The organism is Dactylosporangium cerinum, from assembly GCF_042653625.1.
GTDB classification, from domain to species: Bacteria; Actinomycetota; Actinomycetes; order Mycobacteriales; family Micromonosporaceae; genus Dactylosporangium; species Dactylosporangium cerinum.
Genome location: NZ_JBHSIU010000001.1, coordinates 18,375 through 44,488, shown reverse-complemented (window position 1 = coordinate 44,488; position 26,114 = coordinate 18,375). Strand labels below are relative to the sequence as shown.

Annotated in this window: 21 protein-coding genes and 1 pseudogene; 10 read left to right on the top strand and 12 right to left on the bottom strand. The window is 68.9% G+C overall.

The features are described from left to right. Window positions 1-58 precede the first annotated feature (58 nt). The gene (locus ACFPIJ_RS00195; protein ID WP_380112441.1) at window positions 59-1,039 is read left to right on the top strand and encodes a hypothetical protein; all 981 of its coding nucleotides are present in this window, start codon (window positions 59-61) and stop codon (window positions 1,037-1,039) included. Window positions 1,040-1,138: 99 nt separating this feature from the next. On the opposite strand, the gene ACFPIJ_RS00190 is transcribed toward ACFPIJ_RS00195, so the two are convergent. Together ACFPIJ_RS00190 and ACFPIJ_RS00185 are read right to left on the bottom strand one after the other, a co-directional pair. Further along, the gene (locus ACFPIJ_RS00190) at window positions 1,139-5,236 is read right to left on the bottom strand and encodes an AAA family ATPase (RefSeq protein WP_380112440.1); all 4,098 of its coding nucleotides are present in this window, start codon (window positions 5,234-5,236) and stop codon (window positions 1,139-1,141) included. A 41-nt stretch (window positions 5,237-5,277) separates the two neighbouring features. After that, window positions 5,278-5,568 (bottom strand): CU044_2847 family protein, encoded by a 291-nt coding sequence (locus tag ACFPIJ_RS00185; RefSeq protein ID WP_380112439.1) that lies wholly within the window; start codon window positions 5,566-5,568, stop codon window positions 5,278-5,280. Window positions 5,569-6,097: 529 nt separating this feature from the next. Between ACFPIJ_RS00185 and ACFPIJ_RS00180 the strand changes: the two genes are divergently transcribed. From ACFPIJ_RS00180 to ACFPIJ_RS00170, 3 genes are all read left to right on the top strand, one after another. Then, a complete protein-coding gene (locus ACFPIJ_RS00180) occupies window positions 6,098-6,739 on the top strand; it encodes a YcxB family protein (RefSeq protein WP_380112438.1) in 642 nt (213 codons plus the stop codon). 202 nt (window positions 6,740-6,941) lie between these two features. After that, the gene (locus tag ACFPIJ_RS00175; protein ID WP_380112502.1) at window positions 6,942-7,355 is read left to right on the top strand and encodes a transposase family protein; all 414 of its coding nucleotides are present in this window, start codon (window positions 6,942-6,944) and stop codon (window positions 7,353-7,355) included. A gap of 477 nt (window positions 7,356-7,832) precedes the next feature. Then, window positions 7,833-8,234: a hypothetical protein gene (locus tag ACFPIJ_RS00170; RefSeq protein WP_380112437.1), complete on the top strand. Its 402-nt coding sequence runs from the start codon at window positions 7,833-7,835 to the stop codon at window positions 8,232-8,234. Window positions 8,235-8,319: 85 nt separating this feature from the next. Here the strand turns inward: ACFPIJ_RS00170 and ACFPIJ_RS00165 are convergent, their stop codons facing one another. Together ACFPIJ_RS00165 and ACFPIJ_RS00160 are read right to left on the bottom strand one after the other, a co-directional pair. Beyond that, on the bottom strand, window positions 8,320-8,448 hold the full coding sequence (locus tag ACFPIJ_RS00165) for a hypothetical protein (RefSeq protein WP_380112436.1): 129 nt from the start codon (window positions 8,446-8,448) through the stop codon (window positions 8,320-8,322). Between the two features lie 237 nt (window positions 8,449-8,685). Next, a complete protein-coding gene (locus ACFPIJ_RS00160) occupies window positions 8,686-10,806 on the bottom strand; it encodes a glycoside hydrolase family 6 protein (protein WP_380112435.1) in 2,121 nt (706 codons plus the stop codon). A gap of 220 nt (window positions 10,807-11,026) precedes the next feature. On the opposite strand from ACFPIJ_RS00160, the gene ACFPIJ_RS00155 reads away from it, so the two are divergent. Further along, complete coding sequence (locus ACFPIJ_RS00155) at window positions 11,027-11,755, top strand: hypothetical protein (RefSeq protein WP_380112434.1); 729 nt, start codon at window positions 11,027-11,029, stop codon at window positions 11,753-11,755. Between the two features lie 118 nt (window positions 11,756-11,873). On the opposite strand, the gene ACFPIJ_RS00150 is transcribed toward ACFPIJ_RS00155, so the two are convergent. From ACFPIJ_RS00150 to ACFPIJ_RS00140, 3 genes and pseudogenes are all read right to left on the bottom strand, one after another. Beyond that, window positions 11,874-12,068 carry a hypothetical protein gene (locus ACFPIJ_RS00150; protein ID WP_380112433.1) on the bottom strand — a complete coding sequence of 65 codons (195 nt, stop codon included), beginning with the start codon at window positions 12,066-12,068 and terminating at the stop codon, window positions 11,874-11,876. Then, the gene (locus ACFPIJ_RS00145; protein ID WP_380112432.1) at window positions 12,069-12,191 is read right to left on the bottom strand and encodes a hypothetical protein; all 123 of its coding nucleotides are present in this window, start codon (window positions 12,189-12,191) and stop codon (window positions 12,069-12,071) included. Between the two features lie 117 nt (window positions 12,192-12,308). Further along, window positions 12,309-12,518 (bottom strand): annotated as a pseudogene (locus ACFPIJ_RS00140) (DUF1275 family protein); the annotation flags it as partial. A 150-nt stretch (window positions 12,519-12,668) separates the two neighbouring features. Here ACFPIJ_RS00140 and ACFPIJ_RS00135 point away from each other — a divergent pair. Both ACFPIJ_RS00135 and ACFPIJ_RS00130 read left to right on the top strand, forming a co-directional pair. Next, a complete protein-coding gene (locus ACFPIJ_RS00135) occupies window positions 12,669-13,763 on the top strand; it encodes a sulfite oxidase (RefSeq protein ID WP_380112431.1) in 1,095 nt (364 codons plus the stop codon). Between the two features lie 435 nt (window positions 13,764-14,198). Beyond that, entirely contained in the window at window positions 14,199-14,732 is a 534-nt protein-coding gene (locus tag ACFPIJ_RS00130; RefSeq protein WP_380112430.1) for a hypothetical protein, read from the top strand. A gap of 134 nt (window positions 14,733-14,866) precedes the next feature. Here the strand turns inward: ACFPIJ_RS00130 and ACFPIJ_RS00125 are convergent, their stop codons facing one another. Together ACFPIJ_RS00125 and ACFPIJ_RS00120 are read right to left on the bottom strand one after the other, a co-directional pair. Then, window positions 14,867-16,177 (bottom strand): serine/threonine-protein kinase, encoded by a 1,311-nt coding sequence (locus tag ACFPIJ_RS00125; RefSeq protein WP_380112429.1) that lies wholly within the window; start codon window positions 16,175-16,177, stop codon window positions 14,867-14,869. A 34-nt stretch (window positions 16,178-16,211) separates the two neighbouring features. Then, the gene (locus tag ACFPIJ_RS00120) at window positions 16,212-17,423 is read right to left on the bottom strand and encodes an FAD:protein FMN transferase (RefSeq protein WP_380112428.1); all 1,212 of its coding nucleotides are present in this window, start codon (window positions 17,421-17,423) and stop codon (window positions 16,212-16,214) included. 299 nt (window positions 17,424-17,722) lie between these two features. On the opposite strand from ACFPIJ_RS00120, the gene ACFPIJ_RS00115 reads away from it, so the two are divergent. Both ACFPIJ_RS00115 and ACFPIJ_RS00110 read left to right on the top strand, forming a co-directional pair. Then, complete coding sequence (locus tag ACFPIJ_RS00115; RefSeq protein ID WP_380112500.1) at window positions 17,723-18,460, top strand: response regulator transcription factor; 738 nt, start codon at window positions 17,723-17,725, stop codon at window positions 18,458-18,460. Then, window positions 18,438-19,961: a sensor histidine kinase gene (locus tag ACFPIJ_RS00110; RefSeq protein ID WP_380112427.1), complete on the top strand. Its 1,524-nt coding sequence runs from the start codon at window positions 18,438-18,440 to the stop codon at window positions 19,959-19,961. Before ACFPIJ_RS00115 ends, ACFPIJ_RS00110 begins: the two co-directional genes overlap by 23 nt. Here ACFPIJ_RS00110 and ACFPIJ_RS00105 read toward each other — a convergent pair. Continuing rightward, window positions 19,909-20,580, bottom strand: a complete 672-nt coding sequence (locus ACFPIJ_RS00105) for an MIP/aquaporin family protein (protein ID WP_380112426.1) — start codon at window positions 20,578-20,580, stop codon at window positions 19,909-19,911. The genes ACFPIJ_RS00110 and ACFPIJ_RS00105 overlap by 53 nt on opposite strands. A 249-nt stretch (window positions 20,581-20,829) precedes the next feature. On the opposite strand from ACFPIJ_RS00105, the gene ACFPIJ_RS00100 reads away from it, so the two are divergent. Next, window positions 20,830-22,203, top strand: a complete 1,374-nt coding sequence (locus ACFPIJ_RS00100) for a serine/threonine-protein kinase (RefSeq protein ID WP_380112425.1) — start codon at window positions 20,830-20,832, stop codon at window positions 22,201-22,203. Window positions 22,204-22,224: 21 nt separating this feature from the next. On the opposite strand, the gene ACFPIJ_RS00095 is transcribed toward ACFPIJ_RS00100, so the two are convergent. Both ACFPIJ_RS00095 and ACFPIJ_RS00090 read right to left on the bottom strand, forming a co-directional pair. After that, window positions 22,225-23,697, bottom strand: coding sequence for a catalase (locus tag ACFPIJ_RS00095; protein ID WP_380112424.1), 1,473 nt, complete (start codon window positions 23,695-23,697; stop codon window positions 22,225-22,227). A 1,313-nt stretch (window positions 23,698-25,010) separates the two neighbouring features. Beyond that, window positions 25,011-25,847, bottom strand: coding sequence for a GH12 family glycosyl hydrolase domain-containing protein (locus tag ACFPIJ_RS00090; RefSeq protein ID WP_380112423.1), 837 nt, complete (start codon window positions 25,845-25,847; stop codon window positions 25,011-25,013). Window positions 25,848-26,114 lie beyond the last annotated feature (267 nt).

Genomic DNA, 26,114 nt, shown 5'->3' with positions numbered 1-26,114 from the left:
ACCGTCGACTGCACCCACACGCGGGAACCGGCGGGCGGGGCGCGGCGTCCAAGCGCGCATGCCGAGAAGGAGCACCGCTGTCGTCGCCGCAACCCTGATGCTGCTCGCCGGGTGCGCCCGGCCCGGATCACAGCCTGCCGTGCCGGGCGCGTCCGGCCCGCCGTCCGGGACGTCCGCCGCCGAGGTCCACGACGCGTGGACGTCGTGCCGGACCGAGCTCGGCACGGCGACGGGCTTCGACCCCAAGCCGACGGAGGCTCTGTCCATGCCGTCGTTGCCGGCCGGGTTCACACCGGTGGCGGCCGTTGTGTGTGCCCGCGCCCCGCAGAAGCGCGCCGGGGGCGGCGAGGACCTGGTGCTGCTGGAGAAGCGCGCAACGTCGGTGGCGCGGCTGACCCAGACGCTGCGCCTCGACGATCAGCCGCTCACGAGCGATGCGTGCACGGCGGACCTCGTGGGTGTGGTGTGGTTCGCGATGCTCGACGCCGGCGGGCGGTGGGTGCGCCCCGGCGTGGCCACCGACACGTGCGGCAAGCCGAGGATCGAGGTGCGCAACGCGCTGGACCAGCTCGACACGACGACGGTGGCGACCACCGTGCTGGCTGAGATCGAGTCGGCCGAGGCGGCGAAGTCCGGCTGCTCGCAGGGCTGGGGCGAGATGGTCGGGATCTCGGCCGCCGAACAGCGCGGGGACAAGGGCGCCTTCGACCCGCCCGCGGCCGGGATGCGGCTGTGCATCTACACGGTGCCGGCCTCTGAACAAGGCAGCGTCAAGCCCGCCGGGACTTTCGAACGCGGCGGGGTCCTCACCGCAGAGGCATGGACCGACCTGCGCCGGCGCATGCTCGACGCCGGACCGATCGTGCCGTGCACCGCTCACGCCGGCCGCTTCGCGCTGTTCCGGCCGACCGGCGGTGGCGGCGGCGACGTGTACCTCGAGCTCGACGGCTGCCGGCGCCTGATGTTCGACGGCCCGGCCGGCTCCGTGTTCCGCCAGGCCGACGCCACCCTCACCGACCGCGTCTCCGCGGCCGTCTGAGCCACGACTGCACGGCGTCCTTGTCCGGGATGCGGTCGTCGGCGCAGACGTCGACCGCAACCCCGACTGCCGGGCGAAGACGTCCGGCGTCGCCCTCTCTCAACGTCCGGAGCCGGAACCTGAGAGTCCTCGCCCGCCTGCAACGTCGATGGCAATGAGGCCGACGTCCATGCCGATTACGAGGCTGTCGGTGATCACACCGCACGCCAGCACCTGGTGGTGGACCGGGATCGTCCACAAGCATCTCCACGTGGCAGGGTTCCAGATCCGCACGGTGCGGTCGTCGCCGGCGGAGGCGAGCAGGGTCTGTCCGTCAACGAAGATCGTGCTGAGCGCCTGAATCCGGCCGGCGTGGCCGTCGAGTTGGTGACGTTGGGTGCCGGTGGTGGGGTCCCAGATCCGTACGGTGCCGCCGTAGCCGGCGGAGGCGAGCAGGGCTTCCCCGTCGACGGTGATGGTGCAGAGCGCGTTCACCCAGTGGGTGTGACCGTCGAGTTGGCGGTATTGGGTGCCGGTGGTAGGGCTCCAGATCCGTACGGTGCGGTCGTAGCCGGTGGAGGCGAGCATGGGTTGTTCATTGACGGTGATGGCGCAGAGCGCGTTCACACCGTACGTGTGGCCGTTGAGTTGGTGGTGCTGGGTGCCTGTGGCGGGGTCCCAGATCCGTACGGTGCCGTCATGGCCGGCGGAGGCGAGCAACGTTTGTCCGCCGACATTGATCGTGCAGAGCGCGTTCACCCCGCCGGTGTGGCCGTCGAGTTGCTCGGGTTGGGTTTCCGTGGCGGGGTTCCAGATCCGTACGGTGCTGTCGTTGCCGGCGGAGGCGAGCAGGGTCTGTCCGTCAACGGTGACGGTGCAGAGCGCGTTCACCCCGTAGCCGGTGTGGTCGTCGAGTTGGTGGTGCTGGGTGCCGGTGGCGGGGTCCCAGATCCGTATGGTTTGGTCGTCGCCGGCGTAGGCGAGCAGAGCGTGTCCGTCGACGGTGATGGTGCAGAGCGCCCGTATCCAGTGGGTGTGGCCGTCGAGTTGCTCGGGTTGGGTTTCCGTGGCGGGGTTCCAGATCCGCACGGTGCGGTCGTCGCCCGCGGAGGCGAGCAGGGATTGTCCGTCGACGGCGATGGTGCAGAGCGCCTGGATCCGGCTGGTGTGGCCGTCGAGTTGGTGGTGTTGGGTTTCCGTGGCGGGGTCCCAGATCCGCACGGTGCCGTCGTCGCCGGCCGAGGCCAGCAGGGTTCGTCCGTCGACGGTGACCGGGCAGAGCGCGCTCATGCCGGAGTGCATGTGGTAGTTGAGCTGATGCTGTTGGGCGCCGGTGACGGGGTCCCAGGTCCTTATGGTGCCCGCGTTGTCGGCGGAGGCAAGCAGGGTCTGTCCGTCGACGGTGATGGTGCAGAGCGCCCGTATCCAGTGGGTGTCGGCATCGAACTGGTGGTGTGGGGTGCCGGTGACGGGGTTCCAGATCTGCAAGGTGCGGCTGAAGCCGGCCGACACGACCAGGACGTGCCCGTCAACAGTGATGGTGCAGAGCGCGTTCACCCCGTAGTCATATTGGCCGTCGAGCTGATGACGCTGAGCGCGGGTGACGGGGTCCCAGATGCGTACCGTCTGGTCGTTGCTGGCGGAAACGAGCAACGCTCGTCCGTCGACGTTGATCGTGCAGAGCGCATTCACCCCGCCGATGTGGCCGTAGAGTTCGGTGTACAGGGCGCCGGTTATGGGGTCCCAGATCCGCACGGTGCCGTCGTAGCCGGCGGAGGCGAGCAGGGTGCTTCCCTCGACGTTGATCGCGCAGAGCGCGTTCACCCCGTCGGAGTCGCCGTTGAGTTGCTGGTGTTGGGTGCCGGTGGTGGGATTCCAGATCCGTATGGTGCCGTCGACACCTGCGGAGGCGAGCAGGTTCTGCCCGTCGATGGTGATGGTGCAGAGCGCGGTCAGCCCGCTGGTGTGGCCATCGAAGCGGCGGAGTTCTGCGCGTTGCGAGGCGCGCGTCCACCGTGCTCGGTACGGCCCGGCGACGTCGGTGGTCAGGGGAACGAGCTGTTCGAGGGCCTGCGTGATGCTGAACATCGCCATGCGTTCGCGCGGCGGCGCGGCAGCGGCCTGCGGGGTGAGACGCAGCAGTCGCACCCGACTGCGGCCGGTCTCGGTCCGCGCCCGGTTCGCCGCCGGGAGCAGGCGCGGCAGGTCCGCGAACAACAGGTATATGTCGTCGGTCAGGAGCTCATCGATGAGACCAGCCCGGTCGGCGTGGCCGGCCAACGATCGAAGCAGGTACGGCGGTGCGTCCGCCCACGTCCGCTCCCGGCCCAACGTGAGCATTGCCAGCGTGAGACGCCGCTCGTCCGCGCGGACGCCGCCCGGTCCCCGGTCGCGCAGTAACGTGTCGTTGAGGGCCTGGTGGAACAGCCGGAACACCGATACGTCGGCGGTCGTGGACGTCTCGACCAGAAAGCCGGCGGCTGCGGAGCGCGCGAACCGCTCCAGCTGCACGTCGCTTGCGGGACTGCCCAACGCGGCGGTCGCAACCTGCCAGACCTCGCTGGACCAGCCCGGTGCCTCCGCGTACGCCAACGCGGTCAACACGGCACGGACAGCAATTCCGTCGACCGGCGGCACCCGATCCAGATAGGCGTCCAGCGCGGCGCCGACAGTGGCGGTCAGCGTCAGCGTCGCCGGATCCGCCGCGACCGTGTCGTACATGCCGCGTGTCCGGGCGTCGAGCCCCGCGACGAGGAAGTTCGGCTCGGCCAGCACCGCGATCCGGGCCGCGACCGCCCCTGCGACCACCGGATCGCCGTACGGGTTGCCCGGACGCTCCGAACCGACCAGCCGAAGGGTGGCCAAGGTGTACGCCGTCAGATCGGCGAGCTCGAAGAACTCCGGCTCGTCCAGGTCGACCTCGACGCCGGCGCCGGTCAGCACACCCAGCAGGTGACCACCGGCGTCGTAGCGGCGGCTCCCGCACACCACCTGCACACCGATGTCCCCGCAGGCCTGCACCAGCGGCAGCACCACCCCGGTCAACACCTCACGGGCATCCGCCACGGTCGCGGCCTCGTCGATGGCGTCGATCACGATGTTGAACCGACGCGATCCTCTGGCCAGCACCGCGTGGACCGCGGCCGCCAGATCCTCGACCCTGTCCGGCAGCACCGCCCCGGCGGCACTGGCGATCTCCGTCGCCACGTCCAATGCGGTCTTGCCCTTGGCATGGACCGCACACCCCACCGACCCGATCGACGCCACCACACCGACATCCTCAGCCGGAAGCTCCGCCAGCAAACGGCTGTCCGCGGTCGTCACCACCCTGCCCAGCACCGCGGACTTGCCAACACCCGGCGAACCGGTCACCACCAGCATCCGCCGGTCGGAAGCTGCCCGGTCCAGCCACTCCACGATCCGGGTCAACGCCGCCGTCCGCCCCTGGAACCGGTACCCCCGGTCGAGATCGGTCATCACCCCGCGACTCCGCGGACGCCAATGCCGCCCCGCCTCCGGGTCCGTCGCCAACTGCCATCCCCATGCCGCCATCGCCGCAGCACCGGCATCCGGCGCTGCCCAACCGGCAAGGACCTGCAGTTTCGCGCTCGGCAGGAACACCGCGGCCTGTGCCAAGGTCAACGCCTGCGCGTCGCCGCCCCGATGCTTGCCCGCCGGCATGGCCTGACCGACGATGCCAGCCACCGCACCGTACTGCGGCAGCCACAAACCACCGCCGCTGAACCCCTTCTCCACCGGATACGGCGAGTCGGTATCCAACCGCACCCAGCCGTATGCCAGACGTGCGCCAACGGTCCCGGACGCCTCGTTGCCGGTGCGGCGACTCGACGCGGGAAACCCGAACGCCCACCATCGCAATCCGGGCCTACCCTCGGAGCCCGCCAACACCTCCGGCTCAAGCAACTTCAGCCGGGCCGGTTCTATCGCGGCAGGCATGTCCTCGGCCAGATGCAACACCGCTACGTCAGCGATCTGCGGGTCATCGACGTCGTACTCCACCCGAACCACCAACCGGCGGATCTTCCATCCCAACGCCGACGCCGCCCTCGGAAACGAGACCCACAGCGGCGCCACGAGTCGGCCACCGCCCGGCTCGTCGAACCCGTCCAGCACCACGTGCGCGCACGTCACCGCCATCCGCGCCGAGACCGCTACCGCGGTGCCGATCGGAGCAGACCCGGTTTCATTGCGGTACACGGCAAGCGTCCACGGATCCGACGCCGGCGCCAGCGACCGGATCACGACCCGACGGCCTCGGCCGGCTCCGCTCCCGCAGCACCCGGCTGCCACTTCAACGTGACCTCGAAGCTGCCTTCGGTCGCCGCCTTCGCCACCAGCCAGTCCATCTTCCCGCTGACCTTGATGCCGAACTTCACCTCGACTTCGGACGGGCCATGCGCCTTCACCTGATCGAGCACCTCTCGAGCAGCGCGCACCGCAGGTCCGACGGCCTCCCGGATCCGCCCGACAACCCGGTCCGTCGACGCCTGATCGAACCCGTCCAACGGCTCAACCTCGAACAACACCACCGAACCATCGTCCAGCGCGTACCGTACGACCTCAGCCATCGACAGGCTCCTCCCTCACATAGGCCCACATGCTAACCGCGCCCGGTGATCAGCTCCTCACCCGAACAGGCGCCTTCCGCGGCAAGAACTGCCCGAACACGACTCGGCAGACATGCATGATCGGGAACAAGGAGACGGTCATTGCGAGGCGAAGGATGAACACATATCGCACACCGCCCGGTCGAGGCCGTGCGGGCGACCGAGGGCCGCGACATTGTCATCGACGCGTCGCGCGTACGCGTCAGGGCTGCCTCGGCCGCAGCGATCTGCCAGGGGCGCTGTTCGCCCGGTCGTCGGCGACGCAGACCTGTGTACGGGCGACCTTGAGCCGGTCGAGTGCTGCCCGCCACGCCCAATGATCGGCGTCCAGCGCCGGTTGGTGTGCGGACATGCCGATGAGTGCGCACGTGATTTTGGAGCGGCCGGTTGCTGGTATCGGTCGCTGCGCTGCCGTGACCCGTGCAACGGTTCGGCGCCGTACTATCGCCGCGTGCATATCGAGTTCACCTTCGCCCGGCCGCAGAGTTACTTCCGGACGTACGCGGCCCCGAAGGCCAGGCATGCCGCGCTGCCGGGGGTCCTCACCGCTGGCGTGCTCGTGCTGCTCGGATATACGGTCGTCGCTTTCGTTGACGGCGTCGTCTGGATCGGGCTCTCCGCCGTCCCACTGACGATCGGGCTCTTCGCCGTCCCAACGACGTACGCGCTGTGGCGGGCATGGCGCAACTATGCCGCGCTCATGAACGTGCTGGAGTTCTGGTCGCTGCCACGCCAGTACCGGGTTGATGACGAAGCGCTGCATGCCAGTACCGACCTGTCAGCCATGACGTATCGCTGGCCGCTTGTGCAAACCGTTTGGGTCACGCCTGAGGCATATGTGTTCGGTGTGCAGCATTTCGGCATCTTCGACCTGCCTCGGGTTCCGCTGACCGAACAGCAGGACGCCGAACTCCGAGACTTCCTGGCAGCGCGGGCCCTGCTCACCGCCGACACCGGGCCGGCCGATCCTCGCAGCGAGCGGCTCCTGCGACCGGCCAGCCGCCCCCCGTATCAGGATTTGCAGCCCTGGACGGCAGCCGATCCACGGCCCGCGGACGACCCGGCGCCAGCGGGCGGCTACACCGTTCCGTAGTCCGTCAAGCCGGCGGACTGTTTCGTATCGCTCGCGCGATTCGGCGGCGAGTGGGTGGATGCCGTTCCTGAGGCACCAGGTGCGGTGGAAGCCGTGGTGATGGTGGATAGGCCGAGTGGTTTTGCTCGCGAGTTCCGGGTTCTGTCCCGTGAAGAGTGATCGACGTCGGTCATGATCGATCGTTGGGTGACGGTGTGAGGACATCGGCAGACTGCTGCCGCACCTTGGCAGCATAAGAATCAACGAGATCACCGAAGCCAGCGGTGGCGTCGTTCTCCATGCCGCGTCGCGCAGTGCCGAGCAAAGCTGCCCGGCATGCTCGGTCGTGTCGGGGCGGGTGCACTCGCGGTATCAGCGTTGGCTAGCTGACCTGCCAGCCGTGGGCCGCCTGGTGGAACTGTGCCTGACGGTGCGCCGCTTCTTCTGCGTCAACACCGTGTGCGGGACGCGGACGTTTGCCGAATCGCTTCCTCGAGAACATCCACGGCAGCCGACGAAGCACGAACGATCACAAGGGGCATCCTGCACCCTCCGATCGACGAAGGTTCACACCACCCATCGAAGATCAATCACTCTTCACGGGACAGAACCGACTTCCGGCGCCAGATGTCGCTGAGTTCGGGCGCCGGCGAGATCTCATCACTTTCGATGTTCGTGAGTTGCGGCGCCACCGTCCGGGTCAGCCGGCCACGCCTGTCACCGGAGAAAATCCGCTTATACAAGGTGACGAGCTGCGGAAGCGCGCGTGTTTGTCGGCGACACATGAGGGTGACGCTGCAGAAGCCTACCCGCCCTTGGCTGAGCTGCACGCCGACGGCAGTCGCATCGGCCGATCGGATGGAATCAGGTGATGATTGGCTATTTCCATGTGCGACGGACCGTCCGCAACGCCTAGGAAAGAGCCATGGCCAACGAGGTTACCGTTCCCCTGCTGCCCTGCGCGTCGATTGACGACATCGTCACCACAGCGAGCCGACGGTCGGTCGGCCCGCGAACCCCGGACCGTGTCACGAACTGTTCACCTGCGTGCCACCCGCCGCTTGCCCGGACAGCCGGACGGTTGAGACAGGCGAGAAGGACCGCAGGTGACGCCATGGATGAGGCAATTATCGACCAGACAACGCTGATCATTAGGCGCAATCGGGGACGCGACGTCGACCGGAACCCCGGCGGTGACGGCGACCGTCTCGTCGCCCTCGTCCTGCCGGTGCTCGACGCGTTGCGCCGCGGCGGGCTGTCGTACGCCATGGACCACCACCGCCCGGCCCGCTTCGACGACGCCGCGGAGGCGGGCCGGCACCTGGACAGTCCGCAGCTGCGCGCGCTCCTCGAGGAGGCGGCCCGGATCGTGGCCGTGCATCGCGGACGGCGGCTGACCGCCGAGGCCGACGCGTTCGACGCCCGCTACACGGTCAAGGCGATCGACCGGGCGCTGCGCGATGCGGTGGACGCCCGCCTGCGCGCCGACCCTGCCTCGTTCTGCCTGAGCCGCTGACGCTCACGCCCGGACGGGTGCGGCGGCACTCACGCCGTGCGGCTGATGCCGACCATGTGAACGACGGCAGCATCGCGCGGCGGCGTCACGAGGCGTGCTGCGTCAGCAGGTTGGGCGTCACCACTGACCGGATCACCGTCTCGGCGCAGCGGCTGTTCGGCATCGCGCAGCCAGCCAGAGCGCGCGAAACGCCCGGATGCGCAGCGGCGACCACGCTCCCAACGTACGGGCAGAAGCCATAGTGCAGTCACCCGATGTCCCTGCCCCCAAAACCGCCAGGAAGGTCCGGCCGGGTGCAGAATCGGGCATTCCGCGACTTTGTCGGGGCCCTGGGGGGACGGGTGCATCCGTTGTCGACAGAGTCGACGGGGCGCGGGCCCCGCCATGGCGGACGAACGGCCATGGGCGGGGCCCGGGGATGGCCTCGCCTACGGCGAGGTGGTCACCCTTTTCATCTCAGGGCCGGGTACGCGTTGCGCATCAGTTCCTGGAACTGCGCCGGGAACCAGTTCCCGGAAAGCGGCGCGTTGGGCAGAGCACCGGTCAGATTGTTGCCGTTGCCGGCGTTGCCGGTGTACTGCGGGTCGCACATCTGGTCGAGGCCCTTGCCCTGGTTGTTCGGGATCGCTTTGCTGCCGCCGTCGGACTCGCCTGGCGGCTTGATCCAAACGTATGCGTCGATGCCCTGAGCCGGGGCGGCCTTCGGACGCTCGCCGAGACCGGCGCCGCTCTGGTTGCACCAGTTGCCGGCGTGGATACGGCGGTCGACACGGGACTGGTTGACGAACGTGTTGATGTCGGTTGAGGTGCTGGGGCCGGTCGGCCGATTGGGGCCGCCCCACCCGTTGCGGGAGGTGTCGATGAGCATGCCGATGCTGGGGCTGAAGCCTTTCGAAATGAGCTTGTTCCGGAACGCCTGCGCGAATGTCAGCTCGTCGACGTAGTCGTTCCAGTCGACCCACTTGGACTGCCGGATCGAGGTCCCGTTGACGGTGGTGTTGGTGGTGAGGTACGGCTCGGTCAGCGCCGAGTAGTTCGCCGTATCGGTGATGAAGCCGTCCACGGTGGCAACGCCGCCCGTGGCGGACTTGGCCACGGTGGCGAATAGGTCGGCAGCCCGTTCGAAGTTGCTCGAATGGCCGATCCAGCCGTGGTGCGCGGCGTCGATGTAGTTGTAGACGTTCGCGATCGGGTGGAACTTGCCCAGGGCGTACGAGATGCCCTTCTGGTAGTTGCCGTTCTGCTGCATCGTCTGGCACGTGGTAGTGGCACTGGCGCCGCTGGTGTTGGTGACCATGTTCGGCAGCGAGTCGACCTCGACGATGTTGATGATCCGCAGATTGCGGTACTTGGGGTCGGCCTGGATCGCCGCGATCGGGTCGATGTAATCGGTCTGGTAGCGGTCGATCTCCGCCGGACCCAGCTCACCGTTGGAGGCCAGCGCGGCGCAGTCACGGCCGGGCAGGTTGTAGATGACGAACTGGATGTAGCCCGCGCCCTGTGCCAGCGCGGCGTCGAGGTGCGCCCGCATGCCCATGCCGCCGTTGACACCGTTGATCGCCGCGATCCGGTCCAGCCATACGCCGGTCGGATTGTTGGAGATGCGGCCGCCACCGGGCGCGGCGTCAGCCTTCGCTTTCCACTCTGGGTTGACGTAGCCCTTGGCGCCCACGTACGGGTTGTCGACGTGCGTTCCGGGCGAAGGTGGACTGGTGGGGGACGGAATCGTCGGGGGTGCGGTCGTGGAAGGCGGGGTCGTCGGGGGTGCGGTCGTGGGGGATGGAGGAGACACGGGTGGCGTCGAACCGGCGCCACCGTTGACGCTGGCGGCAAATGAGGTGACGGCGAGACCCGTGCCGCCCACCCACGGCTCGAACCCGGCCTGAATGCTTGTCAGGTACCACGAGTTGGTGACCTTGCTACGGGTCTTCGTGTCGTTGACAAAGTCCAGGACGCTGAAGTCCCAGCTGTTGATCGGCGACCGCGCGACGTACGAGATCACGTCGTTGGAGCCGTTGTTGCCGGTCCAGACGTCCCACGCACGGCCGCCGACGGTTGCGGACGCGACCTGTGAGCCGACCGGGTGGATCGGGCCACTGTGGTTGAACCAGATCATGAGTTCCTGCTGGTTCGCCCCGTCTTTTTTGGGCGTCGGGTCCAGCCAGATGTCGTATGAGGCGTTGTAGACGCCGCGGTCTGGGTACAAGAAGGTGGCGCTGCTCTTCGCGCTGCTGATCTGGCTGACCTGCATGGGCAGGTTCGTGCCGGGCGAGCAGTTGTTGTAGTGGCAGCCGGAGTAGACCGCGGTGTACGAGGCCGGTGCGCCATTCGTCGGCTTGTGGTGGTCTGCGGTGATCGCGAATCCGTCGTTCGTCACGTTGATGCATTGCGTGGTGTCGGCACCCCAGCGGTTGTTCATGACGATGTAACGGTCCTGGATGGTCGTCGAACCGAACTTGTCACAGAGCTGGGTGTTCGCTTGCGCTGCCCCACCGCCGGTGACGGCGACGGCGACGAACGAAGTTGCGAGCATCACGCCGACGTTCGCCAGCGCGCGGAGTGGACGTGCCAATTGCTCCTCCTTGGTGCGATGAGCTCTCGGGAGCGCTCCCAGGGCGGAGGTTATGGCATCGTTTGTGTACCTGGATAGTCAAAGATGCGATTTCTTTACCTGATGTACAGGTTAGAGATAAAATAGAAGCTATAAACCCATGCATATGGGGCAAATTGGACACCATTCGTTATGGACTCAGAACCAGGGCTCCGGCAACGGTGACCACAACGACCAGTTGATGGCGGATGCCCCGGCGGGCGCGCGGATCGGGTACCCGCGCCAGATGTGGAACACCGCCGTCACCGAGATCCGGCGCCTCGACCCGGCCGCGGTGATCGTCGGCCCGTCCTACAGCGGCTACAACCACGGCTGGCTGGACGCGTGGCTGGCGCGCACCAAGGCCGACGGCACCCTGCCGGGCGTCCTCAACTGGCACTTCGGCAACGACCCCCTTGCCGACTCCAACGACGCCAAGGCCATCATGTCCGCCCGCGGGGTCGGCCCGCTGCCCATGACCATCGACGAGTACCTGTTCTCGCAACAGCAGCAGCCGGGGTACCTCGCCTGGTACCTCGCGCGGCTCGCCCCGTCCGACGTGTCCGCGGCCGCGCACGCGATCTGGTCGGACTGCTGCACCGCCGGCACCCTGGACTCGGTGCTGAACAACGGCCAGCCGACCGGGCAGTGGTGGGTGTACCGCGCGTACGCCCAGCTGACCGGCAACCTGGTCGCCACCAACGGCGCCGCCGCAGCCGCGCTGGATCAGGTGCCGGTCGCGCGGTCGTGTTGCTGGGCAACCAGAACGGGCAGACCGGCACGGCCACCGTCGCGTTCAGCGGCGTCCCGTCGTGGCTGCTGTCCGGCGGCCGGGCCCGGGTCACCGTGCAGCGCATCCCCAACCAGTCACCCCTCGCCGGGCCGGTCATCGTCAGCAGCGGCGACGTCGCCGTCACAGGCGGTTCGCTGAGCGTGCCCGTCACGATGGTGTCCGGCACCGACGCGTACACGGTGACCCTCGGCAACCCGATCGACGGCGGCACCGGCGGCGGACCGTCCATCGTGGACGCGAACGCGGCCGACTTCACCTACGGCGCCAACTGGGGCGTCACCACCGGTGTCGCCGACATGTACGCCGGGACCGCGAACTGGAGCCACGTCGCCGGCGCCACCGCCACGTTCCGGTTCATCGGCATCCAGGTGGCGCTGCGCGCGGTCCGCGACGTCGACCAGGGCCGCATGACCGTCGCCGTCGACGGCGGCGCCGCCACCACCGTGGACAACTACGCCGCCACCCGTACCGCGTCCGGCGTCGTGTGGACCAGCCCGGTGCTCGGCAACGGCCCGCACACCGTCACGATCGTCAACACCGGCCAGCGCAACCCGGCCTCCACAGGCATCAACATCGCCCTCGACCGGGCCGACGTCACCGCCGCCGCACCGCCGAGCGTCATCGACGGCAACGACGGCCGGTTCGTCTACAGCGCCGGCTGGGGCGTCGCCACGGGCATTGCCGACATGTACGCCGCGGTCGCACCTGCCGCCAGCCGAGGATCGACCGCGGCAACCCCGCGGCCCAACTGCACCAGGTTGCCGGTGATGACGCTGGCGAACACGCCACCGAGCCGCGTCACGCATACGGCGTCCAGGCAGCCCGCAGCCGCGGCCAAACCCACCAGCAACCGCACTACCACCCGCTCCGACAGCGCCGCGCCACGCCACGCCACGACCATCGGTGCGGCGTACCCGCATCGCCCGCGAACATGCCCGCGAAGATCGCGACGCCGCCCGGCGGGCAGCGCCGGGCGAGGAACCGGGTGAACCCGCGAGGGCGCGGCGGTTGGCACATCCGCGCCGGTCCCGGTACGCCGTACGCTGCCGGAATGGGGCAGTGGGCCAAACGTGACGACACGATCGTGCATCAGGAGGATCCGTACAACGCGGAGCCCACCCCGGCCGCGTTGAACCATCGGCCGGTCACCCCGCTGGACACGTTCTACAGCCGCAACCACGGCCCGATCCAGCAGCTCGACCCGCACACGTGGCGACTCGACGTCGACGGGCTCGTCGACCGCCCGCTCACCCTGTCCCTGGCCGACCTGCGGCAACGGTTCGCCCAGCACAGCGTAGTGGCCACGCTGCAGTGCGCCGGCAACCGCCGCGCCGAGCTGAGCACCGTCCGGCCCATCCCGGGCCAGACGCTGTGGGGGCCGGCCGCGATCTCCACCGCGGAGTGGACCGGCGCCGCGCTCGCCGACGTGCTCGGCGCAGCTGGTCTGCACCAGCGGGGTCGCCATGTCGCCTTCGTCGAGGCAGACGCGACGGCCAGGCCCGACGGAGTGGCGCTGTTCGGCGGGTCCATCCCGATGGCCAAGGCGACGGCCGGTGAGGTCCTGCTGGCCTGGCAGATGAACGGTGTGCCGCTACCGGTTGTGCACGGTGCGCCGGTGCGGGTGGTGGTGCCCGGCTACATCGGCGCGCGCAGCGTCAAATGGCTGCGACGCATCACCGTCCAGGAACACTGCTCCGACAACTACTTCCAGGCGGGGGACTACCGGCTGCTGCCGGCCGACGCCGACCCGGCCGAGGCCGCGGCGGGGCACGGGCTGCCCCTCGGCGTGGCCGCGCTCAACGCCGCGATCCTGACACCCGACCAGGGCCAGTCTCTGCCGGCTGGGCCGGTACGGGTCAGCGGCTACGCCTGCGCCGGCGAGGACCGCGAGGTCGCCCGGGTCGACGTGTCCGTCGACGGCGGCCAGCGCTGGCGGCAGGCCGACCTCGGCACCGCACCGGGCCCGTGGGCCTGGCGGCTGTGGCAGCTGGTCGTGGACCTTGCGCCAGGGCCCGTCAAGATCACTGCCAGGGCGTGGGACTCCAGCGCGACCTGCCAACCCGAACGACCCGAGCACCTGTGGAACCCGCTCGGGTACATGAACACCGCGTGGAGCCGCGTCAACGTGACCTGCACGGCACGGTGAGGGATCGTCGAGCAGCGCGATGCCGACGGCGGATGGTGCCTTCGCCACTGAGCGCTGGGGATCACGGCCGGGCGTGCAGTGACCAGGACTGTGGACCGGGCAACGGCCCACAGCCGGCCCACGTTTGCGGGCGGGACGACTGCCGCGACGCCCGTGCACAGCACCAGTCGCAGCGCGAACAACCAGACCAGCGCCCGGAGCGGACCGTGGCGATGTTCGTAGCCGGTCGCGTCTCCTCGCGGTTGGTTGGCCCGCTGCCACAGCACCGCCGGTCAGGACGTCGGAGGTGGCGGCCAGTGCCTCGTGCAGTGCGGGCCCGCCGGGTGTGTCCGTCTCGGCCGGCAGCGCGGGCGCGGGCCCAGCCGCAGTGCGCTGGATCGTGTCGGCGACGGCGTCGAGGTAGCGGACGGCGGCCGGTGGCGGACGGGTCCCTTCGTGGGCGAGCGTGATCGCGGCCTCGACGACCTGGTGGGTCTGGTTGAGCGCGGCCATCAGGCGGGTCTGCAGGGCGTCGTGGCCGCCCACTGTGGCTCGTGCGGTGAGCATCTCGTCGAAGGCCGTGTTGAGCGCGGTCGTGAGATTCCCCCGCTCGTCGTCGAACGTTTGCGTGCCGATCGCGCGAAGCAGCCGCGCGATCACCCGGTACGCCTCGGCAATGCTGTGCTGCTGCGGCGCATGGGGAAGAACACCCAGCCGAGCATCGACAGTCCCGTTCCCCAGGCTGCTCCGGCGAGGAACAGTCCCAGGACCGACCACCACGGGCCCATCGCCCCGAGCGGTCCGGTGCCCAGCACCGCGAACATCAGCAGCTGCATCCCGGTCACAGAGCCGATGTTGCCGGCAGCGCTGATCACGGCCGACACCAGCCACGGCGGCACCGCCGGATTGTGTGTCCGCACTGCGGGCCTCGACCGGGGAAGCGGCACATCACCTCCCCGGTCTCGCTGCACCTCTTGCCGCATCTGGTGAGGTACCCGCCACGTGGTGCTGGGCGCTGCTGCTACACCCCGGCGGCCGGTACCCGGGTCAGCAGCAATGTCACCAGGAGACACACACTGGTCTTGGGTGAATCTGCGGGGCTGCGCCACGGGCCGGGGGTTCCGTCAGGAGAGGGGTGAGTCGCTGCGGCAGCGCTCCCCGTTGAGCGTGAAGTGGCCGGGGACACTGCCGGCGTCCTTGCCGTCGACGTTCGTGCCGACGTCGCTGACCGACGCGCCGGCGGCGAGGTACGCGTTGTCCGGGGTGGCGGCGACGCTGACGTGCGTGCCCTGCTGGCGCCAGTCGCCGTTCCAGCCGGATCGTGCCCGCAGGCCGTTTGGCAGGTCGAAGGTGAGCGCCCAGCGCGTGATGTCGGTCCTGCCGGTGTTGGTGATCGACAGTGAGACGGTCGCGCCGTCGTGCCAGGTCTGCGTGACCCGGTACCCCACCGTGCACGCCGGTGTCGCCTGCATTGCGGTGCCGGGGATCTTTAGCACGCCGAAGACCAGTGCCACCCCCGCCAGCACGGCGGCGGCCACCGCCGTGCCGGCCAGCGCCGTTCTGAGCGCTGCGTGAGGAGCCCGCAGACCGCGGCGTGGCGGCGCGGTCCGCGGGTCCTCGGTCCCGGTCATGCTCAGCGGTTCGGCGCTCGAGGGCAGCGGGCCGCCGTCCAACGCGCCCGCCCGCATCCCCGCCAGGGCCGCCAGCCGGCTCGCCAGGGTCGTCGAGGACGGCCGCATACCCGGGTCGACGGCGAGGCACTCCTGGTAGAGCACCGCGACCTCCGGCGGCATCCCTGGGACCAGCGGCACCGTCAGCTCCGCGTCGTCGCGCACCAGCCCGTCGATGCCGGCGGGTCGGCGCCCGGTCAACGACTCGAACAGCACGACGCCGACGGCGTAGACGTCCACGGCCGGGCCTCCGACCTCACCGGCGAGGCGCTCGGGCGCGAGATAGCCCGGTGTACCGACGACCGGGCCGTCCACCGGACGGCCGGCGAGCGCGGCGATGCCGAAGTCGACGACCTTGACTCCGGTGTCGGTGAGCATGATGTTGCCGGGTTTGATGTCGCGGTGGACGAGTCCGCGGGCGTGTGCGGCGGACAGCGCGGCGGCGATGTGGGCGCATACCTCGACCGCGGCCCGCCAGGGCAGCGGTCCGCGGGTGAGGCGGGCGGACAGTGTTTCGCCGTCGAGGAGTTCCATCACCACGAACGGTTCGTCGTCGGTCACGCCGTAGTCGTAGACGGCGCTGACGTTGGGATGGCTCAGCAGCGCGGCGGCCTGTGCCTCGGCGCGCAGACGGCCTGCGTCCGGCAGTCGCGTGGTCAGCAGCTTCACCGCCACCCGCCGTCTGAGCACCTCGTCATAGGCCCGCCAGACGACCGACATGCCGCCCTCACCGATGGGCTCGATCAGCCGATACCGACCAGACAACAGACCCTGCGCCCCTACCACGCCGGACCCACAGCTATCCGAGCCCGTGCGTCGGCCAGCGCCCCACAGTGATCACCTCGCCGTTCGTGGCCTCCAGCCGGGCCGACACACCGAGACCACGAAGCCAGTCCGGCGCGGCGTGACCGCGCATCATCGCGGCCATGCTGAGTGCCTTGGCATACGTGCACGGAGCCGCGGCGACCGACACGGACCGCCACGGCGGGACGGCCGAACGGCTTCCTGGACGAAACGTGGAATACAACGGAGCGCGGTCCCGGGACTGCTGACTGACCGGTGTGGTCGTGGTCGACATGGTGCAGTCCAAGGTGAGCGGAAGGTTGCGAACAGCCGGAGTCGACCGGATCAGGGTTCGCCACCCGACGGGAGGTTGTCCGGCACTGGCGACATCGCCGCCGACGGCGACGCGCACTCCGACGTTGCACCGCTCGTGAACCAACCGCACACAACGGTCCACGGCGTAGGCCCCGGCCATGGCGCTCAGGTCCAGCATCGTCCCGGCCGGCACGGTGAGGTCGCATTCGTTCGGGAGTTCGTCCAGCAGGCGGGCGCTGCCCCAGTCCGGCCCTCGCCGCCCGCCGGTCTTGCCGCCGCACAGCGGTGACTGCAGGAGTTCCATGTCGGGCACACGCAGGACCTCGCCCGAAATGAGATCGAGGCAGCCGTCGCTGAGCAGCGCCGCGCGCAGTGAGACCGCCACGAGCTCCGCCAGCAGGAGACTCAGCCGCACCGGTCGGCCGCGGGCCCGCCGCAGCGCGCGCACCTCCGAATCGGGGCGGAACGGGTTGCACGCCTCGTCGATGGCGGTCACCTGCTCGATGACCAGTTTCCGGGCTTCGGCGAGACGGTCTCGCTCGGTGACGACGAGGTGCAGCGTCGAATCCCACACCGGCCACAGCGCGATGCCTGCCTGGTGGGTCGGAAGCCCGCGAGACGGCCCACGGCCGCCCGAACGGTTGTGTGCCTCCGCCGCCGCGACGGGTGCTCCGTTCGGCTCGGGCTGGTGGTTGTTGCCTTGACGCATCTCGATGTCGCCCTTCAGTTTCGGTCGTTCATGAGGTTCCGGCTCCGGCCGTAGCCGAGCGGCGACCTTCTCGCGGGTGATGCCCCGCTGGACAGGGCCCTGTCCAGTGGACGGTTGCTCGCCGGAAGATTCGGCGAGCAACCGGGCGCCGTTGCACAGGCCTGCCGCGGCGCGGTGGTGGCGCCCGGACCATCGCTCTGCCACGGCACGGCGGTGTGCGGAACAGTGCTCGGCTCCGCGGTTGCGAAGCGTTGCCGGAGACCCGCTCGATGCTGTTCATGTCGACCTGTCGCACCTGGCCTCACTCCTTCTCATGGCGTCCCGGGCCGTTCTGGAATCCGGCCACAGCCGGTGTCGTAGGTCCCATGCTGGGTAGCGGACCTATCCGCAACCTGTGCTCCACCTAACGGAGTCCTATTCAGTGAGGAGCCTCATGCGCAGACCCGCGATCGAGCTGGATTCGTGACGCTATGAACGAAACGCTCCGGACAGGTACGGATCTGATGCCACCCGTCGCGGCGCGAGGCGGACATGAATTGCGCCGCGTTGACGGCAGACCGGTGCGGGTGCTCGTCGTCGAAGACGAGGCGGCGATGACCGATCTGCTCCTGACGGCGCTGCGATACGAGGGGTGGGACGTACGCGACGCCGCCGACGGCGCCACCGCAATCCGCCTTGCCCGTTCGGCCCTCCCCGATGCGGTCGTCCTGGATGTCATGCTGCCCGACATGGACGGCCTGGAAGTGCTGCGCCGGCTCCGCGCCGAAACCCCTGAGATTCCGGTGCTGTTCCTGACGGCCAGAGACAGCCTCACGGACAGGGTCGCCGGCTTGACCGCCGGCGGCGACGATTACGTGACGAAGCCGTTCAGCCTCGAGGAGCTTGTGGCCCGGCTCCGCGGGCTGATGCGGCGGACGAGTGGCATGGCCAGGCCCGAACCCACCGCGATCGTCGTCGGTGACCTGACGCTCGACGAGGACAGCCGGGAAGTGCACCGCGCGAACGAGCCGGTCGCCCTGACCACCACGGAGTTCGAACTGCTGCGGTTCCTCATGCGTAATCCACGCCGGGTGCTGAGCAAGATGCAGATCCTCGAACGGGTCTGGAACTACGATTTCGGCGGCCAGACGAACATCGTCGAGCTGTATATCTCCCACCTGCGCAAGAAGATCGACGCAGGCCGTGAGCCGATGATCCGCACCGTGCGGGGTGCCGGATATGTCCTGCGACCCACCGACTGACCACGCTCCGCCCGGCCACCCGCGTTGGTGGACGCGCTGGTGGACCTCCAGGTTGCTGCGTACGCAACTGATCGCCGAGAACGTGGCGCTGCTCGCCGCGGTGTGTATCGCCCTCAGCGTCGTCACAGGAGTCGTCGTGCACCGCCTGCAGATCGCCCAGCTCGACCGGGAGCTGGGGACGACCTCCGGCCGCGTGGTGTCGTTCGACAAGACTGACGGGAAGATCCAGGTGCCGGGCTCGCCGCCGGTGAACAACCCGTTGACCAATGCGCCGGGTGTGCCCGCGCAGACCGTGCTCACCCGGATCGTCGGCGCAACGGTGACGGACTCCGGGCTGCGCGACAACACGACCGGGGCACAACAGAACCTGTCCCTGCAGCAGACGACGGTGCTCAGGGGCCTGCCCCTCGACCGCCCGGTCACCCGCCACGTGCCCGGCCTCGGCGACTATCGGCTGTTCGCCGCCAGGTCTGCCGACGGCGACCGGCTCATCACCGGGCTTCCGCTGGCCCCGCTGCATGCCGCGCAGCTGCAGCTTGCCGCCGTCGAGACCGGTGTCAGCCTGGTCAGCCTGGTCCTGGCGGCGGTGTTCAGCGGGCTGATCACGCGCAGGACGTTACGTCCGCTCGAGCGCATCGCCGGCACCGCCCAGCACGTCGCAGAGCTTCCACTCGACCGTGGCGAGGTCGCCTTGGCGGTGCGGGTTCCCGAGGCCGACCCGCGTACCGAGGTCGGCCAGGTCGGCGCCGCGCTCAACCGCATGATCGGGCATGTCGCCGAAGCCCTCGCCGCGCGTCACGCGGGTGAGACGCGGCTGCGCCAGTTCAGCGTCGACGTCAGCCATGAGCTGCGCACGCCGCTGGCGACGATCCGCGGCTACGCGGAGCTGACCCGCCGCAGGTCCGGCGTCCATCCAGACGTGGCCGACGCCATGCGCCGGGTCGAGTCCCAGACGATGCGGATGACCGTGCTGGTGGAGGATCTGCTCCGCCTTGCCCGGCTGGACTCGGACCGGCCGCTGGCCAGGGTGCCGGTCGACCTGTCCTGGCTCGTCATCGACGCGGTCAGCGACGCGCGCGTCGCCGGCCCCGACCACCGCTGGCGGCTCGATCTGCCGCAGGAGCCGGTGATCGTGATCGGCGACGAGGCCAGCTTGCACCGGGCGGCGGCGAACCTCCTGGCCAACGGCCTCGTCCACACTCCGCCCGGCACCACGGTGACCACTGGGCTGACTGTATCGGCAGACCACGCCGAGCTCAGCGTCGTCGACGACGGCCCGGGCATCCCGGCCCGGGTGCTTCCCCAGGTCTTCGACCGGTTCATCCAGGGCGACACGTCCCGCCGCTACACGACCGGCACCGGCGGCCTCGGGCTCGCTATCGTCAAGGCGATCGTCGAGGGGCACGGGGGCAGCGTCGGCGTGAACAGCCACCCGGGCAGGACGGAGTTCATCGTGCGGCTTCCTCGACCCGCGGTCTCGACTGCACCTCATCCGGATTGAGCGCGAGGAACACGACACCGGCCACGGCGCCGGCAAGCAGCTGGACGACGAGGTAGAGCGCGGCGGTGTACCAGGGGAGGAGCCCCATCACCAAAGCGCCGGCCACGACCGCCGGGTTGAACATGCCGCCGGAGATCCGGCCCACGGCGACGATGCCGGCAGTGACGGTGAACCCGATCGCCAGACCGTAGAAGGAGTTGTTCGGGTTGCTGCTGCTCGTCGCCACATTGAGCATGACGTAGGCCAGCGCGAAGGTGAACAACGCCTCCACAAGGGCAGCCGCGAGCCAGGCCCGTCCGGACAGGGACAGCATCGCGACACCCCTCGGGTTCACCACCCAGTAGGCAACGGCCGCGCCCAGCACGCCGCCGATGATCTGGGCCACCCAGTATGCGACGGCGTCGGCGACCTCGATCCGGCGCCGCAGCAGCACGCCCATGGTCACCGACGGGTTGTAGTGGCCGCCGGAGATGTGACCACCGGCGTAGACCATGACCATCAGCGCGGCACCGATGGCCAGCGGAGCGAGTGGGCTCCCGGTGAGAACGCTCGCGCCGACCGTGAGCACCAGGAAGAAGGTGCCGATCAATTCGGTGACGTAGGCAGCGTACTTGTGCATGCCGTCCTCCTCAGCAGTACGGGGTCCTTCGCTGATCGGGATGCGCTCCGCGGTGTCGGCGCGTCCTGCCGGTGAAGCGAACGCCTCGAAGGTTCCACACGACCGTATGCGCCTGTGCGGACGGAGCACCTCGGCGTGATGCCCAAGACGATGAGACTTAGGCAGGCAGCGGCGGATGAATCGGTACGGCAAGCGCGCGAACCATTTCGCCCGGGAGCGCTGCCCCGTGTGCGTGGCAGACTGTTCCGGGTGGTAGAGCAACAAAAGCTGTTGTCTGGTCGGTATCGGCTGATCGAGCCCATCGGTGAGGGCGGCATGTCGGTCGTCTGGCGGGCCTATGACGAGGTGCTCAGACGGCGGGTGGCGGTGAAGCTGCTGACCACGCGACTGCCGGACGCAGGCCGTCTGCGCGCCGAGGCACAGGCCGCCGCGCTGCTGAGCCATCCCAACGTCAGCGCCGTCTACGACTACGGCGTGACCGACGACGAACCGTTCGTGGTGATGGAGCTCCTCGACGGCGAAACACTGTCCGCCCGCCTCACCCGCGGACCGCTGCCCTGGCGGGCCGCGGTCGAGGTCTGCGCCCACATCGCCGCCGCGCTGTCCGCCGCACACGCCCGCGGACTCGTCCACCGCGACATCAAACCCGGCAACATCATGCTCACCGACACCGGAGTCAAGGTCGTCGACTTCGGCATCGCCGCACTCGCCGGTTCTCGGGTGCGTCGTGCTCTCGGCCGGGGGACCGGCGGTCCAGCCGCCGACGTCTACGCCCTCGGCGTCGTGCTGTTCACATCGTTGACCGGCCGGCGGCCGGCGAACCGCGGGGAAGGGCTGCTGCGCGGCGATCCGGGACCGACACCGCTGCCGCTGATCCCGGGAATGCCGCTGCAGGTCGCCGCCCTCTACCAGGACTGTGTCGCCGCGGAACCGTTGCTGCGGCCGTCTGCGGCGACACTCGCCCGCCAGTTCGCTGCGCTGTCAGGGGTACGGGTAGGCGCGGTGGACAACGACCCGCCGCCCTCGGCCACCGACCCGCGGACCTTGACCGGTACGGCGGAACTGTTCCCAATACCGCCGCGACGCGACGGACGGGGCCGCCGCGTCGCGGTGAAGGTGACGGTCGCGGCGGTGCTGGCCGCCGCGACCGGTGTGGCCGTCGCCGTCGCCGTTGCCGGTCAGGCAGGTCCTGCGGTTTCCGGAGGGTCCTGGCGGCCCGGCGGATCGGACCCGGCCGCTCGACCGACCGCCCCAGCGGCCGACGCTTCCCCGTCCGACACCTCGGTGGCGCCGACGTGCAGCGTGACGTACCAGGTGAAGGACACCTGGGACCGCGGAGCGTCCGTGTCCCTGTCGATCGCCAACACCGGCGGCACCGACGTCAGGCAATGGGCGCTGCAGTTCGACCTGCCGGACGGTCTCCAGGTGCGGGACGGCTGGAACGGTGTCTGGCAGCAGCAGGGGCAACGGGTGGACGTGGCGGCCCTGCCCGGCCACCCGGACCTCGCGGCCGGCGCGTCGGTGCACGATGTCGGGACCACCATCGATGGCTCGGGCGCCGCCGGCATCCCCGACAGCTTCCTGCTCAACGGCGTCCACTGCCGCACGACAGCCCAACCGTAAGCGCGCCGGTCCGTCCGCCCGCTACCGCGACGCGGCCGTCAGACCGATTTCGCGGGCGACGCGGGCGCCGAGGTCGGGGTCGACCCTGGCCCAGTAGTCGTTGATGGCGCGTTCCTGGATGAAGTGCTCCACCCCCTGCTTCAGGTGCCAGGCGATGTTGCCGGCCAGGTGTTCCCGGTCGGTGGGTGTCATCACGTCGCGGTACAGCATGCCGGGCTGGATGAAGTCGTTGTCGTCGCGGTGCGCCTGGTAGGCGGTGCGCATGATTTCGGCGGACTCCACGAACCAGCTCGGGTCGCGGTAGCGCTGCGCATCGGCCTTGGGCCCGCCGTAGCTGTTCGGCGCGTACACCGGCTGGTTCCCGTGGTGGTGGAAGCGCATCGGGCCGTCCTTGTTGTAGTTGTGCACCTCGCCCAGCGGCCGGTTGACCGGCAGCTGCCCATAGTTCGGGCCGGTACGGTAGCGCTGCGAGTCGCCGTAGGCGAACATCCGTCCCAGCACCATCCGGTCCGGGCTGGGGCCGATGCCCGGGACCATGTTCGACACCTCGAACCCTGCCTGGACGACCTGGGCGAAGAAGTTCTCCGGGTTGCGGTTGAACACCATCCGGCCGATCGGGATCGCCGGATAGTCCTTGTGTGGCCAGACCTTCGTGATGTCGAAGGGGTTGAACCGGTAGTCGGCCGCGTCCTCGTACGGCATGATCTGCATCTCGAGGCGCCACGCCGGGTAGTCCTGGCGGCCGATCGCCTCCCACAGGTCGCGCCGGTGGTAGTCGAGGTCCTCGGCTTTCATGGCCCTGGCCTCGGCGTCGGTCATGTTCTGGATGCCCTGCTCGGTCTTGAAGTGGTACTTGACCCAGAACTTCTCACCGCCGGCGTTCTGCCACATGTACGTGTCGCTGCTGTAGCCGTTCAGGTGCCGCAAGGTGCGTGGCGTGCCCCGGTCGCTCATCAGGACCGTCACCTGGTGCGCCGACTCCGGCGACAGCGTCCAGAAGTCCCACTGCATGTTGTTGTCGCGCAGCCCGTTGTCGGGCATGCGTTCCTGCGAGTGGATGAAGTCGGGGAACTTCATCGGGTCGCGCACGAAGAAGACCGGCGTGTTGTTGCCGACCATGTCGTAGTTGCCTTCTTCGGTGTAGAACTTCAGGGCGAAGCCTCGCACGTCGCGGTCGGTGTCCGGGTACCCTTCCTCGCCCGCCACCGTCGAGATCCGGGCGAGGATCGGCGTGCGCTTGCCGATCTTGTTGAGGAAGGCGGCCTTGGTCCACTGGGTGACGTCGGCGGTCACCTCGAAGTAGCCGAAGGCGCCGCTGCCCTTGACGTGGTACACGCGATCGGGGACACGCTCCCGGGAGAAGTGGGCTATCTTCTCGATCAGATAGGTGTCCTGCAACAGGTTCGGACCGCCGGCGCCGACCGTGAGCGAATACTCGTCGCTTGACACGGGGATGCCGGTGTCCGTGGTCGTGGTCGGTGGTTGGCTGTTCATTGCCTTGCTCCCTCCGTTTCAGGGCCGTGCCGCTACGTCCAGCCGGAATCCCAGCCGTACCCTCGCGTACACGCATCACACCGGCCGACGACCAGTACTGTCCTCCTTGACGCGGCCCTGCTCAGTACCACGGCGGTGCGCCTGCTGGGCCGGGTACTGTTGCCGCCACCTGCGGGAGGTACGAGCCGAATCGGCAGTCCCCGCCGGATTGCGCTGGATCCCCGGAATGGAAGTGCTGAAACGTCGTGACGTTCGAGAACGGTTCCCGGTGGCGTGGGCTCGGTGCCATGGTGCGGGAGGCGCGCTCCTGCCAACGGTGCTCCTGATGGCATTCTGCCTGCTGGTCGGCATTCCCGCGACGGTCGGGCTGACGCCGCCCAGGAGCTGGCGATCGCCGGCCAGGAGCTGTCGGTGGGTGCGCGCCCGCCCGGCTTCTCGCTGTCCGGACCGGCCCAGTTGGTGCAGATCGGCAACACCCGGATCGACATCGCGCCGCTGCAGGTCTTCGGACCCTTGCGCCCCCAGTTGACGCTGGGCCCGATCCAGCGCAACGCCGCAGCCGCGGCCGCGGTCGACCCCGTGGCGGGCCCACGGGTGCGAGCCGCCGCGATGTCCGCGGTCGGCAACGGGTTTCTGCGCTGCATGGCTTGCTCGGTCCGCAGGTGCGGGGCGGGCGGACGCTACTCAGCCAGGTCGGGCTGCTGCAACAGGTGCGGGGGCTTGAAGTACGTCGCGGTCGTGACCGGTCCGAACGACCTTGCCTGGGGTGATTTCCTCACGTACTGCTACGCCGTCGCCGACTGCCACGACAACCTCACCCAGGGAGAGTTCGACTACCGGCTGGCCGCGTTCGACCGGGACTACAGCGAACTCCTGCAAACACTCGACAACCTGCCGGACCGGCCGCAGATCATCGTCATGACGTTGTACGACGTGTTCAACCCAGACGCGAACTGCGCCGACGCCAGAGGGTCAGCCAACGCGAAGGGGCTCGACCTGGCGAGCATCACGTTGCTGCCGACCGCAACACGGCACTCGACGACCTGCTCGTCGGCGGTGCGCACAGTACAGGTTCAGTACCGCCACCCCGCGGCTGACCCCGTGGTGTACGCCCGACAGCGACCGTCTCGGCGCCGACATCCAGGGACTGGACGGTGCACACCCCTTCCATCCGACCGGTATCGGATCGATCCGGATGGCCTCGGCCGTGGCCCAGGAGATCAGGCCGGACGCCAGCGCCTGACTGTGCCAGGACGGCAGCGGTGGCTCGACGCGCTTGATCGGCGCGTCGAGCCACCGTACGTCGTACTACGTCACCGGCACAGGCCGCCGCTCGGTGAGGGCGACGCCGCGGATGAGGGTGACGGCGACGGCGGCTGGGTGGAACCGCCACCGCCGTCGACCTTCGCGGTGAACGTGTTGACGGCGAGGCCCGTGCCGCCGACCCAGGGCTCGAATCCGGCCTGGATGCTGGTCAGGTACCAGGCGTCGGTGACAGCGCTGCGGCTCTTCACGTCGGTGATGAAGCTGCGGATGTTGAAGTCCCACTTCTTGATCGACGACTGCGCGACGTAGGAGACGACGTCGCTGGAACCGTTGAAGCCGGACCAGACGTCCCAGGTGCGGCCGTCGATTCTGACCGAGGCGACGCGTGCGCCGACCGGGTGGATCGGGCCGCGCTTGGCAAACCAGATCATGAGTTCCTGCTTGTTCGTTCCCTGCGTGTTGGGCGTCGGGTCCAGCCAGATGTCGTAGGAGGCGTTGTATGTGCCGCTGTTCGGGTACGAGAAGTTGACGCTGCTCGTAGCGTTGCGTATCTGGCTGACCTGCATCGGCAGGTTGGTGCGGGGCGAGCAGTTGCCGTAGTGGCAGCCGTAGTAGATGGCGGCGTACGACGCGGGTGCGCCGTTGGTTGGCTTGTTGTGGTTTGCCGTGACCGAGAACCCGGAGCCGGTCACGTTGACACACTGGGCGGTGTCGGCACCCCAGCGGTTGTTCATGACCACGTAGCGGTCGTGGACCGTGGTGGTGCCGAACGTGTCGCAGATCTGGGTGCTGGCGTGTGCGGTGCCGCCGCCGCCCGCGGCGGCGGTGACGACCGAGGCGAGCATCAAGCCGATGGCGGCCAGTGCGCGAGTTGGACGTGTCACAGTGCTCCTCAAGGGTGGGGAATCAGCCTCGGGAGCGCTCCCGTCCGAGAGGTTATGGCAGGCGTGCTTGGTGCAAAAGAGGAAGATGCACTGCTATTACTGTCGGTTTGCTATTTACAGTGCATAAACGCATGAAACGGATCGAATGAGCCTGTCAAAGTGGCCGACGGCGGTGAAGGCGCGAGCAGCGAGGTCGACAGGGGAAGCGGTAGCCGAGCAGTACTCGCATGACGCGCTCGCGGTTGGTCAGTCCATTGGGTCCGACCG

Bases quoted from the DNA above. Each gene is read 5' to 3' on its own strand.
- ACFPIJ_RS00195 (WP_380112441.1), top strand. From the start codon at position 59: ATGCCGAGAAGGAGCACCGCTGTCGTCGCCGCAACCCTGATGCTGCTC.
- ACFPIJ_RS00170 (WP_380112437.1), top strand. From the start codon at position 7,833: ATGGATGAGGCAATTATCGACCAGACAACGCTGATCATTAGGCGCAAT.
- ACFPIJ_RS00155 (WP_380112434.1), top strand. From the start codon at position 11,027: ATGGCGGATGCCCCGGCGGGCGCGCGGATCGGGTACCCGCGCCAGATG.
- ACFPIJ_RS00145 (WP_380112432.1), bottom strand. From the start codon at position 12,191: ATGTTGATGCCTGTGGAGGCCGGGTTGCGCTGGCCGGTGTTGACGATC.
- ACFPIJ_RS00135 (WP_380112431.1), top strand. From the start codon at position 12,669: ATGGGGCAGTGGGCCAAACGTGACGACACGATCGTGCATCAGGAGGAT.
- ACFPIJ_RS00115 (WP_380112500.1), top strand. From the start codon at position 17,723: ATGCCACCCGTCGCGGCGCGAGGCGGACATGAATTGCGCCGCGTTGAC.
- ACFPIJ_RS00110 (WP_380112427.1), top strand. From the start codon at position 18,438: ATGTCCTGCGACCCACCGACTGACCACGCTCCGCCCGGCCACCCGCGT.
- ACFPIJ_RS00105 (WP_380112426.1), bottom strand. From the start codon at position 20,580: ATGCACAAGTACGCTGCCTACGTCACCGAATTGATCGGCACCTTCTTC.
- ACFPIJ_RS00095 (WP_380112424.1), bottom strand. From the start codon at position 23,697: ATGAACAGCCAACCACCGACCACGACCACGGACACCGGCATCCCCGTG.